Origin of the sequence: Rhizobium altiplani (genome assembly GCF_001542405.1) — a bacterium.
Taxonomy (GTDB): domain Bacteria; phylum Pseudomonadota; class Alphaproteobacteria; order Rhizobiales; family Rhizobiaceae; genus Rhizobium; species Rhizobium altiplani.
Window position 1 is genome coordinate 12322 of the sequence record NZ_LNCD01000062.1, and the last position, 18697, is coordinate 31018.

14 protein-coding genes are annotated in these 18697 nt (G+C 55.0%); 8 read left to right on the top strand and 6 right to left on the bottom strand.

Going from position 1 to position 18697, the window contains the following annotated elements; genetic code table 11:
* Nucleotides 1–304 precede the first annotated feature (304 nt).
* The 5 genes from AS026_RS12995 to AS026_RS13015 form a co-directional block, all read right to left on the bottom strand.
* Entirely contained in the window at nt 305–1969 is a 1665-nt protein-coding gene (locus AS026_RS12995; RefSeq protein WP_062369817.1) for an electron transfer flavoprotein-ubiquinone oxidoreductase, read from the bottom strand.
* 37 nt (nt 1970–2006) lie between these two features.
* Nucleotides 2007–2408, bottom strand: coding sequence for a methylmalonyl-CoA epimerase (gene mce / locus AS026_RS13000; protein WP_062369857.1), 402 nt, complete (start codon nt 2406–2408; stop codon nt 2007–2009).
* Nucleotides 2409–2415: 7 nt separating this feature from the next.
* Nucleotides 2416–4551, bottom strand: a complete 2136-nt coding sequence (scpA, locus tag AS026_RS13005; protein WP_062369818.1) for a methylmalonyl-CoA mutase — start codon at nt 4549–4551, stop codon at nt 2416–2418.
* A 62-nt stretch (nt 4552–4613) separates the two neighbouring features.
* Nucleotides 4614–6617 (bottom strand): acetyl-CoA carboxylase biotin carboxylase subunit, encoded by a 2004-nt coding sequence (locus tag AS026_RS13010; RefSeq protein WP_062369819.1) that lies wholly within the window; start codon nt 6615–6617, stop codon nt 4614–4616.
* A 225-nt stretch (nt 6618–6842) separates the two neighbouring features.
* Nucleotides 6843–8375 (bottom strand): acyl-CoA carboxylase subunit beta, encoded by a 1533-nt coding sequence (locus tag AS026_RS13015; protein WP_062369820.1) that lies wholly within the window; start codon nt 8373–8375, stop codon nt 6843–6845.
* Nucleotides 8376–8498: 123 nt separating this feature from the next.
* Between AS026_RS13015 and AS026_RS13020 the strand changes: the two genes are divergently transcribed.
* Nucleotides 8499–9938 (top strand): helix-turn-helix domain-containing protein, encoded by a 1440-nt coding sequence (locus AS026_RS13020; RefSeq protein ID WP_062369821.1) that lies wholly within the window; start codon nt 8499–8501, stop codon nt 9936–9938.
* A 188-nt stretch (nt 9939–10126) separates the two neighbouring features.
* Here AS026_RS13020 and AS026_RS13025 read toward each other — a convergent pair whose 3' ends face one another.
* Nucleotides 10127–11014, bottom strand: a complete 888-nt coding sequence (locus tag AS026_RS13025) for a LysR substrate-binding domain-containing protein (protein WP_062369822.1) — start codon at nt 11012–11014, stop codon at nt 10127–10129.
* 113 nt (nt 11015–11127) lie between these two features.
* Here AS026_RS13025 and AS026_RS13030 point away from each other — a divergent pair, with 113 nt between their 5' ends.
* The 7 genes from AS026_RS13030 to AS026_RS13060 all read left to right on the top strand — a co-directional run bounded on the left by AS026_RS13030 (nt 11128) and on the right by AS026_RS13060 (nt 18586).
* Nucleotides 11128–12069 carry a PDR/VanB family oxidoreductase gene (locus tag AS026_RS13030; protein WP_063805926.1) on the top strand — a complete coding sequence of 314 codons (942 nt, stop codon included), beginning with the start codon at nt 11128–11130 and terminating at the stop codon, nt 12067–12069.
* Between the two features lie 25 nt (nt 12070–12094).
* On the top strand, nt 12095–13312 hold the full coding sequence (locus AS026_RS13035; RefSeq protein WP_062369824.1) for an aromatic ring-hydroxylating oxygenase subunit alpha: 1218 nt from the start codon (nt 12095–12097) through the stop codon (nt 13310–13312).
* 300 nt (nt 13313–13612) lie between these two features.
* A complete protein-coding gene (locus AS026_RS13040) occupies nt 13613–14836 on the top strand; it encodes an ABC transporter substrate-binding protein (RefSeq protein WP_062369825.1) in 1224 nt (407 codons plus the stop codon).
* 31 nt (nt 14837–14867) lie between these two features.
* Nucleotides 14868–15023 (top strand): hypothetical protein, encoded by a 156-nt coding sequence (locus AS026_RS42020; RefSeq protein ID WP_160330110.1) that lies wholly within the window; start codon nt 14868–14870, stop codon nt 15021–15023.
* A gap of 146 nt (nt 15024–15169) precedes the next feature.
* A complete protein-coding gene (locus AS026_RS13050; RefSeq protein ID WP_342587562.1) occupies nt 15170–16111 on the top strand; it encodes an ABC transporter permease in 942 nt (313 codons plus the stop codon).
* Complete coding sequence (locus AS026_RS13055) at nt 16101–16955, top strand: ABC transporter permease (RefSeq protein WP_062369828.1); 855 nt, start codon at nt 16101–16103, stop codon at nt 16953–16955. The genes AS026_RS13050 and AS026_RS13055 overlap by 11 nt, the downstream gene beginning before the upstream one ends.
* Nucleotides 16952–18586, top strand: a complete 1635-nt coding sequence (locus tag AS026_RS13060; RefSeq protein ID WP_062369829.1) for an ABC transporter ATP-binding protein — start codon at nt 16952–16954, stop codon at nt 18584–18586. The genes AS026_RS13055 and AS026_RS13060 overlap by 4 nt, the downstream gene beginning before the upstream one ends.
* Nucleotides 18587–18697 lie beyond the last annotated feature (111 nt).

Sequence of the window (18697 nt, forward strand, 5' to 3'; positions counted from 1 at the left end):
CCGTGGCCAGCAATCGAATGTAAAAGCGGAGTGCTAACTCGATCTCTCATCACGCTCTGACTTTTTCGGCTGCACAACGCTCGACTGAGGATCGGACTGAAGCAATGAAGTCGAAGTCGTTCGACCTCCCCTCCCCTCAGCATGCTCCAAATCATGAACCACCACGAAACTTCCGAAACCGCCGAAGTAAACATAGACAGGCGGCTTCGGTTCAGCCTCCGTCGTAATGTCGACATACCACGCGCTCAACCGTCGTGAGATAGCTTGTAAACAGACTCGAAACCTCGTCTTCATCGCTGCTACCTCACATATTTTGATAGACCGGCCCCTCGCCGCCCTGCGGTGGCACCCAGTTGATGTTCTGGTTGGGGTCCTTGATGTCACAGGTCTTGCAGTGGACACAGTTCTGGGCGTTGATGATATAGACATGTTGGCCGTCCTGCTCTGCCCACTCATAGACCCCGGCGGGACAAAAGCGCGTCGAGGGGCCATCGAACACACCCAATTCAGAATATTCGTGCAGGCCAGCATCCTTCACCTGCAGATGTACCGGCTGATCTTCCTCGTGGTTGGTGTTCGACAGGAACACCGAGGAGAGACGGTCGAAGGTGAGGACACCATCGGGTTTCGGGTAAGCGATCGGCTTGTGCTTCGAGGCCGGTTCCAGCGAGGCGGCATCGGTCTTGCCATGCTTCAGCGTACCGAAGATCGACAGGCCGAAGAGCTGGTTCGTCCACATGTCGAGCCCGCCGAGCGCGACGCCAACAGCGGTGCCGAACTTCGACCACAGCGGCTTGACGTTGCGCACCTTCTTCAGGTCCTTGCCGATATCGCTTGAGCGCCAGTCGCTCTCGATCTCGACCACCTCATCATTGGCGCGGCCGGCGGCGATTGCAGCCGCGATCCGATCTGCCGCCATCATGCCCGATAGCACCGCGTTGTGGCTGCCCTTGATGCGCGGCACGTTGACGAAGCCGGCCGAACAGCCAATCAGTGCGCCGCCGGGGAAGCTGAGCTTCGGCACCGACTGCCAGCCGCCCTCGGTGATCGCACGCGCGCCGTAGGAAAGCCGCTTGCCGCCCTCGAAGGTCGTGCGAATGGCAGGATGCGTCTTGAAGCGCTGGAACTCCTCGAACGGATAAAGGTAGGGGTTCTTGTAGTTCAGATGCACGACGAAGCCGACGGCAACGAGATTGTCTTCCAGATGATAAAGGAAAGAGCCGCCGCCGGTCTTCATGCCGAGCGGCCAACCGAAGGAGTGCTGTACCAGACCCTGCCTGTGGTGCTCGGACTTCACCTGCCAGAGCTCCTTGATGCCGATGCCGAACTTTTGGGGTTCCCGATCCTTCGACAGATCAAACTTGGCGATCAATTGCTTGGCAAGCGAGCCGCGAACGCCTTCTCCAACAAGCACGTATTTGCCGAGCAGTTCCATGCCACGGGTGTAGTTCGGGCCGGGCTCGCCGTTCTTCTCGATGCCCATGTCGCCGGTGGCGACACCGATCACGGCACCTTCGTCATTGTAGAGCACTTCGGTTGCGGCAAAGCCCGGATAGATCTCGACGCCGAGTTCTTCGGCCTTGGTAGCCAGCCACCGACAGACATTGCCGAGTGAGACGATATAGTTGCCATGGTTGCTCATCAGCGGCGGCATAAGGATATTCGGCAGGCGCACCGAGCCAGCCGGGCCGAGCACCAGGAAGTGATCGTCCTTCACCTCCGTCTTGAACGGATGATCGGCTTCGTTGCGCCAGCCGGGCAGCAGACGATCGATACCGATGGGGTCTACCACGGCACCCGACAGAATGTGCGCGCCGACTTCAGCCCCCTTTTCGAGCACGACGACCGACAGTTCCGGATTGACCTGCTTCAGCCGGATCGCCGCCGAAAGTCCCGCGGGACCGCCGCCGACGATCACAACGTCGAATTCCATGCTTTCGCGGTTCAGCATGCCTACTTGCTCGCTCATAACTACTTCTTTTTTCTTTGGTGCTCACGGCCGTTGACTAGGTCTGTTCAAATTCGACTAAGACACCATGAAAGTCCTTTGGGTGTGCGAACAGTACCGGCTTCCCGTGGGCCCCGATCTTGGCCGAACCATCACCAAGCACACGCGCGCCGATTTCCGACAGCTTCCCAGCCATTTCGCTAATCTCGGTAACTTCGAAGCAAAGGTGATGCACACCACCGCCGGGATTTCTTTCCAAAAAGCCTGAGATCGGTGAAGCTTCCCCCAATGGATGGAGCAATTCGATCTTGGTGTTGGGTAGCTTGACGAAGACGACGATAACGCCGTGCTCTGGCAACTCCTGAGGATCTGAAACCTCCGCGCCCAACGACCGGTATTTGGTTGCAGCGGCGTCCAGATCGGGAACAGCAATCGCAACGTGATTGAGCCAAGTAATCATGATGTCCTCATTGATTGCGACGCTTGCCTTCGAGGAGGTCAATAACTGCATTTGCCGCATCCAGAACGTTGGTGCCGGGGCCAAAGACCGCCGAAACGCCATTCAGCAGCAAAAAGTCGTAGTCTTGGCGCGGAATTACACCGCCAACCACGACGATAATGTCACCTGCGCCTTTGGCCTTTAACGCCTCCACCAATTGCGGTGCCAACGTCTTATGGCCTGCGGCAAGCGACGACATACCTACAACCTGGACGTCGTTCGCCACCGCCATATCGGCAGCCTCGTCGGGCGTTTGGAACAAGGGTCCGGCCAGCACGTCGAAGCCGATATCCCCAAAGGCGGATGCTATGACCTTCGCTCCGCGGTCGTGGCCGTCCTGACCAAGCTTTGCGACCATGATCTTGGGCTTTCTCGTCAGAGACGCCGCATAGCCGGAAAGCCTACTCGTAATGGTTTTGTATTCTGGATCGTCCTCATAGGCAGGTCCGTAGATGTTTCCCACGACTTCCGGCTGGGCGGCGTGATCGCCGAATATCTGGCGCATGGCGTCCGAGATCTCACCGACCGTGGCGCGCTCGCGGGCAGCATTCACTGCAGCCTCCAGAAGGTTGCCTTGGCCACTGCGCGCCACCTCGGTCAGTGCCTTTAGCGCCTGTTTGACGGCCTTGGCATCGCGCAGGCGCCTGGTCTTCTCGAGCCGGGCGATTTGTGACTTGCGTACGGCGGTATTGTCGATGGCGAGAATTTCGATTGGATCCTCGTTCTCAAGCCTATATTTGTTGACCCCAACGATGATCTCCTCGCGCCGGTCGACTTTCGCTTGACGCAGTGTTGCCGCCTCTTCGATCAGCCTCTTCGGCAAGCCATTGCCGACGGCCTTGGTCATGCCGCCCATGGCCTCGACTTCTTCAATCAGCGACCAGGCTCTTTTTGCCAGTTCGTCGGTAAGGCTCTCGACATAATATGAACCGGCAAGCGGATCGACGACCTTTGTGACACCGGTCTCGTGCTGAAGTATCAACTGCGTATTGCGTGCAATCCTGGCAGAAAATTCAGTTGGCAACGCGATGGCTTCGTCGAGCGCGTTGGTATGGAGCGACTGTGTCCCGCCGAGGGCCGCTGACAGCGCCTCGTATGCCGTGCGTATGACGTTGTTATAGGGATCCTGCTCCTGCAGCGAGACGCCCGACGTTTGGCAATGGGTGCGCAACATAAGCGACGAGGACTTTTGCGGCTTGAATTCCTCCATGATGCGCGTCCACAACAAGCGAGCGGCGCGCAGCTTTGCCGCCTCCATAAAGAAATTCATGCCGATGGCAAAAAAGAACGACAGCCGGCCCGCAAAGTCGTCGACATTTAGACCCTTGGCTAACGCCGCTCGCACATACTCACGCCCGTCGGCCAGAGTGAAGGCAAGCTCCTGCACTAATGTCGATCCCGCTTCCTGCATGTGATAGCCGGAGATCGAAATCGAATTGAATTTCGGCATCTCCTTGGAAGTGTATTCAATAATATCCGCGATGATCCGCATCGAGGGCTCAGGCGGGTATATATACGTATTCCGGACCATGAACTCCTTGAGGATGTCGTTTTGAATTGTCCCAGACAACTCTGAGCGCGAACAACCTTGTTCTTCGCCGGCAACAATAAAGTTTGCCAGAATAGGAATAACGGCACCGTTCATGGTCATCGACACGGACATCTCTTTGAGAGGAATGCCGTCGAACAGGATCTTCATGTCTTCGACGCTGTCGATGGCCACACCGGCTTTGCCTACATCGCCGACAACGCGTGGATGGTCGCTGTCGTACCCGCGATGGGTGGCAAGGTCAAAGGCCACCGACAATCCCTTCTGACCAGCCGCTAGGTTGCGGCGATAAAATGCGTTAGATTCTTCTGCGGTCGAAAAGCCCACATACTGACGGATCGTCCAAGGCCGGCCAGCATACATCGTGGCGCGGGGTCCGCGTACAAAAGGCTTCGTCCCGGGTAGCGAGCCGATGTGTTCTATGCCGTCCAAATCCTCAGGCGTGTAGAGCGGTTTGACGTCAATACCCTCCGCCGTGTGCCAAACGATGGTTTCCGGCGACGCCTTCAGTTCTCGCTCGGCTAGCGTCCGCCAATCCTTCAATTTTTCAGACATTATCCAAGTTCCTGTGACTAGCGAGGAAAGGTAGGCATGATGAAACACTCGCAGTTGCGGGACTATTCGAACTCCATGATAAGCTCGTCCACTGAGAGGCTCTGGCCGGGCGTCGGCAATATCCGCTTGACGATACCCTGGCGTTCCGCCCTCAGAACGTTTTCCATCTTCATTGCCTCAATAACGGCAAGGGTCTGCCCCGCCTCGACAACATCGCCAATCCCAACGGTGATCGACGTAACGACGCCTGGCATTGGGCAGAGCAGCATCTTGGACATATCGGGAGGAAGCTTGACAGGCATCAACCGCGCGAGCTGCGCGACATGTGGCGAGCGCACAGACACCCTTAGGTCGAACCCGCGCCATCGCAACCGAACCGCCGAGCCGACGACGTCTATCTTCACCCCAATCTGCACACCCTCCAGATTGAATTTGGCGTGGGTCGCGCCCGGCACAAAATCTGTCGTTGCGCCAATTTCTTCACCGTCAGCGAAGCTGACACGGAAGCCCTCGCCCTGGTTGGCGAGCGTTAGGGCAACGTCAGTTTCACCTAAACGCACGACCCAGTCACTGCCGACTATCCGCCGGTGATTTCCGATTGTGCCTGAAATTTGCACTGCTCGAGCCTGAAGGGTTTGATTGACGAGAGCTGCGACCGCAGCAAGCGTCCGTGCAGTCTCGGCATCCAATTCGACCCCTTTGAAGCCGTCTGGGAACTCCTCAGCAATATATGCCGTTGTAAGTCTGCCATCTCGAAAGCGGCTCTGCTGCATAACAGCGGACAAGAACGGCAGATTGTGCCCTATTCCTTCAACCTCGAAATCGTCGAGCGCCGTTGCCATTGCATCAATGGCCTGGCGTCGGTCCCGTCCCCAAGCGCAGAGTTTGGCGACCATGGGATCGTAGTACATCGAGATCTCGCCGCCTTCGTAGACCCCGGTGTCATTTCGAACGATAGTGCCATCCGGCCTACCCCCTTCCACTGGCGGGCGGTAGCGAGTCAACCGCCCGATTGAGGGCAGAAAGTTGCGATAGGGATCTTCTGCATAGAGCCGGCTTTCGATCGCCCAGCCGTTCAACTTCACCTCGTCCTGGCCGAAAGGCAGTTTCTCGCCTGCGGCGACCCTGATCATCTGTTCAACGAGGTCGATGCCCGTGATCAACTCGGTGACCGGATGCTCCACCTGGAGCCTAGTGTTCATCTCCAGGAAATAGAAATTCTTGTCGCCGTCGACAATAAACTCAACGGTTCCAGCGGAATGGTAGCCGACTGCTTTTGCGAGCGCGACCGCTTGTTCGCCCATCGCCTTCCGAGTCGCCGGATCAAGGAACGGCGACGGGGCCTCCTCGATTACTTTTTGATTTCGCCGCTGGATCGAACATTCACGCTCACCGAGATAGAGTGTGGTGCCGTGTTTATCGCCCAGCACCTGGATTTCGATGTGCCGAGGCTGCGTGACGAACTTTTCTATGAAAATCCGGTCGTCGCCGAAGGACGACTTGGCCTCATTTTTCGAAGATTGAAACCCCTCGCGTGCTTCCTGGTCGTTCCAAGCGATACGCATTCCCTTGCCGCCGCCGCCTGCGGACGCCTTGATCATCACGGGATAGCCGATGGATGACGCGATCTTTACTGCCTGGTCTGCGTCCTCGATGAGGCCCATATGACCGGGAACGGTGCTGACGCCAGCTTCTGCCGCAATCTTCTTGGAGGTTATCTTGTCGCCCATTGCCTGGATGGCCCCCACGGGCGGGCCAATAAAGGCAACCCCTTCCTTCTGAAGAGCTGCCGCGAAGTTAGCGTTCTCCGACAGAAAGCCGTAGCCGGGATGGACGGCGTCGGCACCCGTCTGCCGAATAGCTTCGATGATCTTATCGATCACAATGTACGACTGCGAGGATGGCGAAGCTCCAATATACACCGCCTCATCGGCCATTTTCACGTGCATCGCATTGGCATCGGCGTCTGAATAGACTGCCACGGTCGCAATGCCCATTTTCCGTGCGGTCTTGATAACCCTGCAAGCGATTTCGCCTCGGTTAGCGATAAGAATTTTAGAGACCATCGACTGCTCACTCTTCGACGACGTAAGAATTTGTGGATTCATCGCGCCGCCATTTCAGGCGTCCGCGTTCTAATGTGGCGGGCACGTCGATTGAGCAAAGGCACCAATCCATTTCGCCCTCGTGCGAAGTCCATCTCAGCTTGTCGACCCCACTCACGAGAGCCGATAGCGCCCGTGGAGTGGCGAAGCTGTTTGCGCCACTCCGGACAATCGAGCACCTGACATTCAAAGGGGAATCGTGTCGTGCTTTTTCCAATGTGTCGCTACCTGTTTGTTCCTGAGCGAGGCGAATGCTCGGGCGATCCGCTTGCGAGACGAGTGCGGCATGATGACCTCGTCAATAAAGCCACGCTCCGCCGCAACGAACGGATTGGCAAAGCGCTCTTCATATTCGGCCGTGCGCGCCGCGATTTTCGCCGGATCACCCAAGTCGGCGCGATAAAGAATTTCTGTCGCGCCCTTGGCCCCCATCACCGCAATTTCAGCGGTGGGCCAAGCATAGTTGATATCGGCGCCGATGTGCTTGGAGGCCATGACATCGTATGCACCGCCATAAGCCTTGCGCGTGATCAACGTCACCATCGGCACTGTCGCTTCCGAATAGGCAAAGAGAAGTTTGGCGCCGTGTTTGATCACACCATTGTATTCCTGCGCAACGCCTGGAAGAAAACCGGGGACGTCGACAAGTGTCAGAAGAGGAATGTTGAAGGCATCACAAAAGCGGACAAATTTTGCCCCTTTTCGCGAGGAGTCGATGTCAAGGCAGCCAGCAAGAACCATTGGCTGATTGGCGACGACGCCAACGGTTTGGCCCTCAAGGCGGATGAAGCCGGTGATGATATTTTGCGCAAAAGCTGCCTGGATCTCGAAAAAGTCACCCTCGTCGGCAATCGCAACGATGAGTTCCTTCATGTCATAGGGTTTGTTTGAACTATCGGGGATAAGCGTATCGAGTCTTTCCTCGAGACGAGCCGGATCGTCGAAGAACGGGCGAACCGGGGGCTTCTCACGATTGTTGAGGGGCAGGAAGTCGACGAGCTGGCGAACGTGCTCAAGTGTTTCGATGTCATTCTCGTAGGCGGCGTCGGCAACGGAGGATTTTCTGGTGTGCGTCCCAGCGCCGCCAAGTTCCTCGGCTGTTACAATCTCATTAGTCACCGTTTTAACAACGTCCGGTCCGGTAACGAACATGTAGGACGTGTCGCGCACCATGAAGATGAAGTCGGTCATCGCCGGCGAGTAGACCGCGCCGCCAGCACAAGGGCCCATGATGACGGAGATTTGCGGAACGACACCCGAGGCCTCCGCATTGCGTCGAAAAACTTCCGCATACCCTGCGAGCGAGGCGACACCTTCTTGGATGCGGGCGCCCCCGCTGTCGTTCAGGCCGATCACCGGCGCGCCAACGCGAACGGCCATATCCATTATTTTGCAAATCTTTTGCGCGTGGGTCTCGGATAACGACCCTCCGAGCACGGTGAAATCCTGAGAAAATACGTAGACCTGCCGGCCGTTGATCGTGCCCCAGCCAGTCACGACACCGTCACCTGCCACTTTTTGGTCCGACATGCCAAAATCGACCGCGCGGTGCGTGACATACATGTCGTACTCTTCGAAAGAGCCTTCGTCGAGCAGCACGTCGATGCGCTCACGGGCAGTTAGTTTGCCCTTTTGGTGCTGGGCCTCGACGCGCTTGGCACCGCCGCCGGCCCGCGCTGCAGCTCTCCTGCCCTCAAGCTCCTTCAGAATTTCACGCATTTGATTACCCGGATTATGTAAAACTAATTTCACATAGCCCGCCCCCAGTGCTTGAAAAACCTCAAAAGATGTGAATATGTGCAATTATAGCATTGCATTCTTGTTTTTTGTAAAGTTGCGAAGATGGCCCAGGGAAAGTTGTATATCGGTCGGAAAGTACGAGAGCTTCGCGTGTCGCAGGGCGCGACCCAAGCACAACTCTCCGATCGGCTTGGAATCTCAATCAGTTATCTCAACCAGATCGAAAACAACCAACGGCCTCTTTCCGCGACTGTCCTTTTAGCTCTAGCTGAGGAGTTCAAGCTCTCATTGGCCGATCTGGCTGAAGGTGAGGACAATCGTTTGTTGTCAGCGTTATCTGAGGCGCTTTCCGATCCATTTTTTTCCCACTACGTGGCGTCGGCGCAGGAGTTGAAGCTCGTCTCAAAGAATGCTCCCGCAATCGCTCACGCACTCATCGCGGTTCATCAGGCGTATCGTCACAATTCCGAACAGTTGGCAAGCATCGAAGCCAACATTGGTATAAGCTCAAATTTGGTTGAAAAAACTCCCTATGAGGAAGTTCGCGATTTTTTTCATTTCGTTGATAACTATGTCAATGACTTGGATTTTTTCGCTGAGAAGATGGCGTCGGAGCTGCAGATCGGCACGCAAGACACGCATGTGGCCCTGACTTCCTTTCTTGAGGATCGCTGCATGGTTCGCATTGTACGTGCGGGGGATACAGACGGTCTAGTGCGGCACTTTGATGCCGATACACGCACGCTCACCTTGAATGCATACCTTCCGCCGGCAACACGCGACTTTCAGATTGCGCTCCAGATTGCGCAACTTCACGCCGGCGCGATGGTTGACGGAATAGCCGGGAGCGCGGGATTCAGGACCGCGGAAGCCATCGAGATCTGTCGCATAGGCTTGCACAATTACTTCGCGGGCGCGCTCATTATGCCTTACAGAAAGTTTCTCGAAGCCGCTCAAGAAGTTCGTCACGATCTCGACTTGCTGTCAGCTCGATTTGGAACCAGCTTGGAACAAGTTTGCCACCGCCTTTCGACATTGCAGCGTCCCGGCGAGAAAGGAACACCCATTTACTTCGCGCGGATCGACCGAGCGGGAAACATCACGAAACGCCACAGCGCTGTTAAACTTCAATTTGCCCGCTTCGGCGCCGCCTGTCCTCTTTGGAATGCCCATCGGGCTTTTGAAGCGTCGAAAGGAATCATACGTCAACTCGCTGAGACCCCTGATGGCGTGCGTTATCTGTGTGTTGCAACGCACGTTGCCAAAGGCGCGAGAGGCTTCCATTCGGCAAGGCAAGACTATGTTCTCGCACTGGGTTGCGAAATTTCTTATGCTGATCGGTTTGTCTACGCGGACGGTCTCGACCTCAGAAACCAATCGGCGTTTGAACCAATCGGAATTTCATGCCGCATTTGCGAACGGCCAAACTGCGCTAGCCGGGCTGTTCCGCCAATCAAAAGCGAACTCGTCATTCAGCACGATAAGCGGGGTCTATTACCCTATGGCATTCGTGACATTGGGCACGAAAAAAGCGCACGCTGAAAACTGACAATAATGAAAGGGAGAACCGCTGGCGGAAGCGTTCGGCCTTCCCGGAACGACGGCGATGATCTGATCCTCGCGGAACTGAGCTCGGTTCGGCTACATAGCCTAGATATGCTTAGCTAGCGCCGGTCGGCCGCTCGAGGCTTTGGCCAAATGCGGGCCTCGCCCGCGGGACTACTCCACACCTAGTCAGTGTGAGTTTTAGCTTCCGTCTTAAGCCAAACAGCAAACGCTTCTGCTCGCGGAGATAAACGAGATCCCTTCCTGGTTACGAGAAAATAAGCCTCCTCGGTCTTGAGGCGAAACCTTGGAAACAAAACGACAAGCTGGCCAGCGTCGATTGCCCGTTGCGCGAGTTGCGGCGAACAAAGAGCCACACCCTGCCCAGAGATAGCCATATCGATCAGGACGTTGGTGTCGTCCACAACGTGGCCCCGCTTTGTCTCTGCATCCGTCACGCCCGCCAGTTCGAACCACAATCGCCACTCGCGATATTGACGATCATGGATCAGGGTTTGCTTACGCAAATCGTCAGGTCTATGGATCCCTGGTCCCGCCTGAGCAAGTTGTGGCGAGCAGAGTGGCGTATAGTCCACCTGCAAGAGCTTCTCGGCATCGTGATGAGGCCAATGACCATTTCCCCATTTGACAGCGAGTTCGACCCCGTCGCTGAGATTTAGCGTTGCCGCTCGCCGTTGTTCGACTTGAATCCCCGGGTGTAGGTTCACGAAACGCTGCAGTCTGGGAGATAGCCATGCGGCCGCAAAGCCCGACTCGACCTGGATGATTAAACGTCTTGGGCCCATCGGGTCGCCCATCCGCTCAAGCCCATCTAAAAGGTCGGACAGAGGCTGGGCGATGGCAGCATAGTATCTCTCCCCTGCATCAGTTAGCGTCAAATGCTGCGAACTCCGGTTAAAGAGACGAAAGCCGATCCTGCGTTCCAGTCTGGCGACTTGATGGCTAACAGCTGACTGAGTGAGGTTAAGCGAATGGGCGGCTTCGGTGAAGCTCTCTAGCTCCGCGACAAGCTTGAACGCCAGGAGTTGCTCGCTCGGCGGAAGGCCCTTCATTGCTGCCCCATTAGATGATGATTTGTCATGTAACTCTGTGACATATGTCATTTGCGCGCGAAAAGCACCTTCATGCAGTATGCAGCCAACGAAACAGCCTCGGTACTGCATCAATGGAATTCGATGTCATCGTAGCAAGAATAAATCGTGAGACCGATAGAATTCGATCTTACGAGCTTAGGAGAACCGACGGTTTTCCAATCCCGGTGTATACGCCAGGAAGCAACATTACGATTGCACTGCCGAATGGCATGATCAGAACCTATTCGCTAACCGACACGGGTTCGGAACCGGATGCCCTGCGCATAGCCGTACTTCATCAAGTCACTGGGCGTGGCGGATCGCAGTTCATCCATCATGACGTGAAGACGGGTGATACGCTAAGAGTGCGCGGCATCGCAAACTCATTTTCCCTTCAGGACTCAGCGCGTAAGCATATTCTCGTTGCCGGCGGAATTGGCATAACACCGATCCTTTCAATGGCAAAACATCTCGAACAGTCGGGATCTAGCTTCGAGGTTCACTACGCTGCGCGCAGTCGTGGTGAGGCTGCATTTGCCGACATCCTGGCTTGCGATCCGTTCAAGGACAAGGTGAAATTCTATTTTGACGATGAGAACCAGCGCATAGATCTTGACGGTATTCTCTCAGACTTTGTGAGCGGGACCGCAGTCTATTGCTGCGGCCCACCAGGCTTAATGAACGCAGTAACCTCAAAATCAGGCCATTGGCCAGTAGGCAGTGTGCGCCTGGACTCCTTCGAACCGCTCGACGGCAACACAGACGATCAGCCTTTCACAGTCAAGTTAGCGAGCACGGGGCAAATTTTCGACATTCCGCCCGGAAAGTCAATCTTGCGGGTCCTTAGAGACCATGGAGTTTGTGTTGGTAGTCAGTGCGAACAGGGTGTCTGCGGCGCATGTCTGACACCGATAGTGGAAGGTCTACCTGACCATCGCGACAGGGTCCTCAGTGAAAGCGAAAAACGGGCCAATGATCTAGTGGCTCTCTGTTGTTCACGTTCACTAACAAATTCCCTTGTACTCGATATGTAAATGAACCAGCGCTTGGAGCCTAACAATGAATAGCGAAAGCATATATCAGACGCTTCTGAAACGTAAGCCTCATTATACACTTCCGCAGGAGCTATACACGGACGAAGAAGTCCATAATTTCGATCTGCAGTCTATATTCTATCGGCACTGGATCTTCGCGGCCTTCGAAGTTGAGCTTCCCAACAGCGGCAATTATCTAAGCATGATGATAGGAAATACTCCAATCGTCCTGGTTCGCACGCGCGGGGGCGACATAAGAGGTTTCTTCAATACATGCCGGCATAGGGGGGCTCAAATCCTCGCCGAAGGTGAGGGCCGTTGCCAACGGATCGTCTGTCCCTATCACCAATGGTCATACTCGCTCGAAGGAGAACTGGTCGGGGCGACTGGTATGGACCAGGATTTCGAAAAGAAATCGTTTGGGCTTCGCGAAATTCAGGTCGAGCGCGTCGCTGGTACTGTATACGTTGCACTTAGCAGTGACGCTCCCGATTTTACACCCTTCAGGGATGCCTTCGAGCCTCTGATTAGCAGATACAATTTGCTTGACGGAAAGGTCGTGCATCATCAAAAAATTGTAGAAAATGCCAATTGGAAACTTGCGATGGAAAATGCGCGAGAATGTGCACATTGCGACGTTGGACATCCCGAGCTTTGTCTGTCGCTTGTCAATGGATTCACGCTTGATCATGACGACCCACACAACGTCGCTTTCTATTCCGAACTGACGAAGCGCGGTATCCCCACCAGCCATCAAGAAGGTAGCTGGTATTCTACTGGACACGTGCCTTTGCGACCGGGCATCAAATCGATGACAATGGACGGCAACTATGACGTCCGCAAGTTGCTGAGCGACGATGTCGCCGATCTTGGCTATCTCCGATGGAGCCTGCAGTCTCATTGCTACAATATTGCGCTCCCTGATTACGTTTTCACTTTCTCGGTGATGCCTCTCAATGCCAAGCAAACCCTCGTTCACTCGAAATGGCTCGTGCATAAAGATGCGGTGGCAGGGGAGGACTACGATATCGAAAAGCTGCGCCAGCTTTGGGAAACGACGAATAATCAGGATGTTTTCCTAACCGAAATAAATCAAAAGGGCGTCGGCTCAACAGGCTATGAGCCTGGCCCATACATGCCCGAGGCAGAGTCCTGGTGCGAACGGTTCACGGATTGGTACTGTGACGAAGCGAAAAAATTCCTTGAGGAGAAAACTATGAGTAAATTGCAAGCGGCCGAGTAAGGCTAATCCGCGCGCAGCAGCCCGAGAGGCCTTGTAGAATGTATCCGGCGGCTCGCACATCTCTGGAATCACTTCAGATTTTGTATGTTCTGGGCGCGGCATTTGTCGCGCCTTTAAGTCGCGCATTAGAATTCTCAATATCCGCAAAAATTCATTTTGTTTGCGCCCCTTGGCCCTCTGCGCCTGTAATGAGGGTGTTGGGAGTACCTGTTCACTACCCGTAACTCCCAAACACGACAAAGTAATCTGGGAACAAATCGAGGGGATGGCCTCAGGGCTCCCCTTAATCGGGAGAGTGAAATGACAAATGAATCGCGATTCCTCACTCCAACGCGCCGGCGTTTTATTCAGGGCACCTCGCTTGCAGGCGCCGCGCTGCTGCTTCCTCCGGGCCTGATGACCCGAGGAGCGTGGGCGGCAGCTCCGCAGAAGGGTGGCACACTTCGAGTGGCAATGTCGCCGGGCAGCACGTCGGACACTCTCGATCCGATGACCTATTTGGACAGCCCTCAGTTTACTGCCGGCCTGACATTGGGGAATTGCTTGGTTGAAATTACCAAGGATAAGAAGCCCATTCCGGAACTTGCGGAAAGCTGGGAAAGCAGTGACGCATTCAAGCGTTGGAGCTTCAAGCTGAGATCCGGCGTCACCTTCCATAATGGTAAGACCCTATCGGCCGCCGACGTCGTATACTCGTTGAAGCGACACATCGCGAAGGGCTCGACTTCCGCCGCCGCCGGCCTGCTTGCCGACATCGACGACATTGCTGCCGATGGCGACCTCAAGGTTACCATCAAGCACAAGACGGGCACGCCCGACCTCCCCGTCATTCTCGGTGACTTCCACCTTGTGATCATTCCGGAGGGCTTCACAGATTTCGCCAATTTTGTCGGAACTGGGCCCTACAAACTCGTCCGATTCGAACCTGGTGTCGTGCTGGAAACGGAGCGAAACGAAAACTATTGGAAACCCGACCGCGCTTTCGTTGACAAGTTTGATCTCGTTTTCGTCAATGACGACACCGCTGCCGCAAACGCACTGATGACGGGCGAAGTCCAAGGCGTATCCAAACTCAATTCACAGATCGCGAAGCGCTTGAAAGCGCAAGGCGGTGTGAATTTGATCACGTCCGAGGGGGGATCCTGCACTAACATCGATATGAACTGCCAATCGAAGATGTTTTCCGACGTCAATGCCCGGCTCGCGGTTAAATCGGCAATTGATCGTAAAAAGATGGTTGAATTTGTGGGCAGCGGCTTTGGAGCCATCGGGAACGACAATCCAATCCCGCCAAATGATCCCTTCTTCAATAAAGACCTGCCTCAGCGTGAATATGATCCCGAAAAGGCGAAGTTCTACCTTAAGAAGGCAGGCGTTGAGAAACTCGACCTCACGCTGCAGGTCAGCGACGCGGCTTATTCGGGCGCAGTTGATTCCGCAGCCCTTCTTCAAGAATCGGCTGGCAAGGCCTTGGTCGAACGAGAAATTCGACAAGCTGTTGGTCGCAGGGCGTCAGACGGATGATTTCGCGAAGCGAAAAGAAATCTACGATGAAATGCAGCTGCTCGCACATGACGATAGCGGCATTGCCATCTTCATGTTGCCGTCCATCATCGACGCCTACGCACCAGAAGTCCAAGGCGTCGAGCCGGATGGCGTTCGCACCATGATGGGTGCCCGTATCGCGGAGCGTGCTTGGCTTCAGTCGTAAGCCGTTGAAGGTGCCCCACGGTCATGAGATAATGCCCGTGGGACGCCGATTTATGTGCTGCGGCCGCTTACGCGGTCATTGAGCCGATGCCTCGACCCCGGCTCCAACTCAAATTACGGCGTAGCAAAGACATGCAATCAGTAAGAATGCTCATATTCACGCGTTTGCTCTTGGCAGTTGTGACACTGATCCTAGTGTCTGCAATTGTCTTTGGGGCGGTGCGCTTCCTACCAGGAGACATAGCCCAGCAACTGTTGGGCCAATCTGCGACACCTGAAAACGTAGCCGCGCTGCGTCACCAACTTGGCTTGGATACCCCAGGGTATGTCAGCTACTACCAATGGTTGGGAGGTATTTTCTCCGGAGATCTTGGGAAATCTATTGCCACCGGCCGCACTATCTCTGATCTGATCGGGTCACGATTGGGCAATACCTTTTTCCTCGCCGGGTTCACCGCGATAATCGCTATTCCGCTCGGCTATCTTCTAGGGTTTCTAGGCGCCCTTCTCCGCGGCTCCGCATTTGATCGAGCAACAAACGTTGCGGGCCTGGCGGTTATATCGCTGCCGGAATACTTTGTCGCCTACGCGCTAGTGGTCGTTTTTGCAGTTAAGCTGGGTTGGTTTCCCGCCTTGTCTCGAGTGTCGCCATCAATGGACCTGCTCCAACGGCTGGATCGTCTCGTTCTTCCGGCAATGTCTCTCGGCCTCGTTATCGTCGCCTACGTAATGCGCGTCGTGAAATCTTCGATCCTGAACGTTCTCGGCGAAGACTATGTTCAGATGGCCCAAATGAAAGGGAACTCACGGTTCCGGGTGATCCTCGTACACGCATTGCCAAATGCTTTGGCTCCAATAATCAATGTTACTGCCATCAATCTGGCGTATTTGGTCGTGGGGGTGGTGATCGTTGAAACGGTCTTCGTTTACCCCGGGCTTGGCCAGTTGCTCGTCGATTCGGTCGTAAAGCGTGACATGCCAGTCGTACAAGTTGTGTGTCTCATATTCGCCAGCATCTACATTCTGGTGAACGCGACGGCCGATATTCTGATTGTCCTCACAAATCCTCGGCTGCGCCATGATAAATAAGTCCACGACCATCACCCAAAGCCCGGCTCGCTCGTTTTCGACCGAATCTGCCCTCGCTTCACTTGGCGCTATCGTCATTTTCTGTCTGGTCGCGTCTGCAATCTTTGCCCCGTGGATAGCTCCTTACGGTGAAACCGCTAGCGTGGGTGGGGCTTACGAGCCTTGGTCATATGCCCACCCCTTGGGGACCGACAACATCGGCAGAGACATATTAAGCCGCCTCATTTACGGTGCAAGAAACACAATTGGTCTCGCGTTTGTTACCACTTGTCTCGCGTTTCTTCTCGGATCCGCTCTCGGAACAGCGGCAGCCGTCCTGGGGGGATGGATCGATTTGGCCTTGGGCCGGTTGATTGACCTCTTAATGGCGATCCCGCAGCTCATTTTCGCGCTGTTGATTCTGACAGTCGTGGGATCGTCTGCATACTCCCTCATCCTTGTGATCGGTGTTCTGGAATCCACCCGAGTGTTTCGACTCTCGCGTTCGCTCTCCGTATCAATCGTCAACCAAGAGTTTGTGGACGTCGCCAAACTTCGAGGCGAATCCCTGTCATGGATCATCTTCAGGGAAGTGGTTCCCGTTGCCTTTCCAAATCTGCTGGCGGAATTTGGCTTGCGATTCAGCTTCGTTATCCTGTTCATTAGTTCGCTCTCGTTTCTAGGTTTGGGCCTTCAGCCACCAACCGCTGACTGGGGCGCACTCGTGCGTGAAAATGCCTCGCTTATCGCTTTCGGTGACGTAACCCCACTCCTGCCCGCCGGGGCCATCGCGCTGATGACGGTGGCCGTCAACCTCGTTGTGGATTGGTATTTGGGCAAAATCAGACGAGGCAGCGCGCTATGAGTAGCAAGAATCTTTTGACAATATCGGATCTCCAAGTTGAAGCGGTGTCAGCACAAGGCCGGTCGTTGATCATCGACAACGTCAGCCTTAACCTGAAACGGGGAGAAGTCCTTGGCTTGATCGGTGAATCGGGAGCGGGAAAATCGACGCTCGGCTTGGCTGCGGCGGGCTTTGTAAAACCTGGGTGCCGAATCATCGGCGGCTCTATACTTTTCGACGGCAGCGAGTTGGTTGGGATGGACCGGCGCTCCTTGGAGACGCTCAGGGGCGCTAGGATCGCCTACGTCGCTCAGTCGGCGTCTGCCTCGTTCAACCCGTCCTTCAAACTCAACGATCAGTGTGTGGAAACTGCGGTTCAACATGGCCTGATGTCATCCTCTGAAGCTCGCAAGCGGGTTCAGGAACTATTCACCGAAATGATGTTGCCAGAACCAGGCTTAATTGGGTTCCGGTATCCCCACCAGGTATCCGGCGGACAATTGCAACGCGCGATGACTGCGATGGCTATGGTTTGTCGACCAGACCTTATCATCTTTGATGAACCAACAACTGCTCTTGACGTGACAACACAAGTTGGTGTCCTGGCCTCAATTCGATCTATAGTTGAGCATTACGGAACGTCCGCGATCTATGTGACGCATGACCTCGCGGTTGTTGCGCAGATGGCGCATAGAATTATGGTGATGCGCAATGGTAAGGCGGTCGAGGAGGCTCCCACACGGGAAATGCTTGCCAGCCCAAAACAAGAATATACCAAATCCCTCTGGGCAATCCGCAACTTTAAGACTGAAGAGCGTGCTCGCCCTGACGAAGCTCCGCTGATGTCAGTAAAGAACATCAGCGCACTCTACGGAGATTTCAAGGTCCTCGACAACATCACTTTCGACGTCCCCAAGGCCCGTACCGTAGCCATTGTTGGGGAGTCTGGAAGTGGCAAGAGCACTCTCGCGAGGGTCATAACGGGACTTCTACCACTCGCGTCGGGTGAAGTCACATTTGAGGCGCAACCTCTCCCCCCGCAGACCTCCAAAAGGAACCGGCAGCAATTGCAGTCGATACAGATGGTCCACCAGTACCCGGATAAAGCGATCAATCCAAAACAAAGAATAGGCGATGTTATTGCAAGGCCGCTTCGCCTTTACTCCGGCTTGAGAGGACAAGCTCTCAAGCGACGCGTGTGTGAAATATTGGAGACCCTCGAGCTTGACCCCAAGCGAATGTATGATCGCTTCCCTCACGAGCTATCGGGCGGACAGAAGCAGAGAGTTTGCATTGGGCGTGCACTGGCCGCCTCGCCAAAATTGATCATCTGCGACGAAGTGACAAGCGCACTTGATCAGGTGGTGGCGGAGGGAATCCTGAAAACTCTCGTTAACATACAGAAGAACCTCGGGGTTTCTTTTGTCATCATCACCCACGACATCGGGCTAGTGCAGGCCATCGCCGATGAAGTGGTTGTTCTTAAGTCCGGCAAAATCATTGAAGCCGGCGCTAAGACGCAGGTTCTTTCCCCGCCATTTGCCGACTATACGCAGTTATTGTTGTCGTCGACCCCGGAAATGGATCCGGATTGGTTGACAAACCTACTCGAGGCACGAGCGGGCAAAAGGCTTACTGCACAATCGGCATGAGAACGCGTGGGGGCTGACCATGCCCCCATTTTCTTCTCGCTCTTCAAGTCTCCAGGCCCAACTGTCGAATCTACTACACGATCAACGTGTGACTAGCAGATCGCAACACAA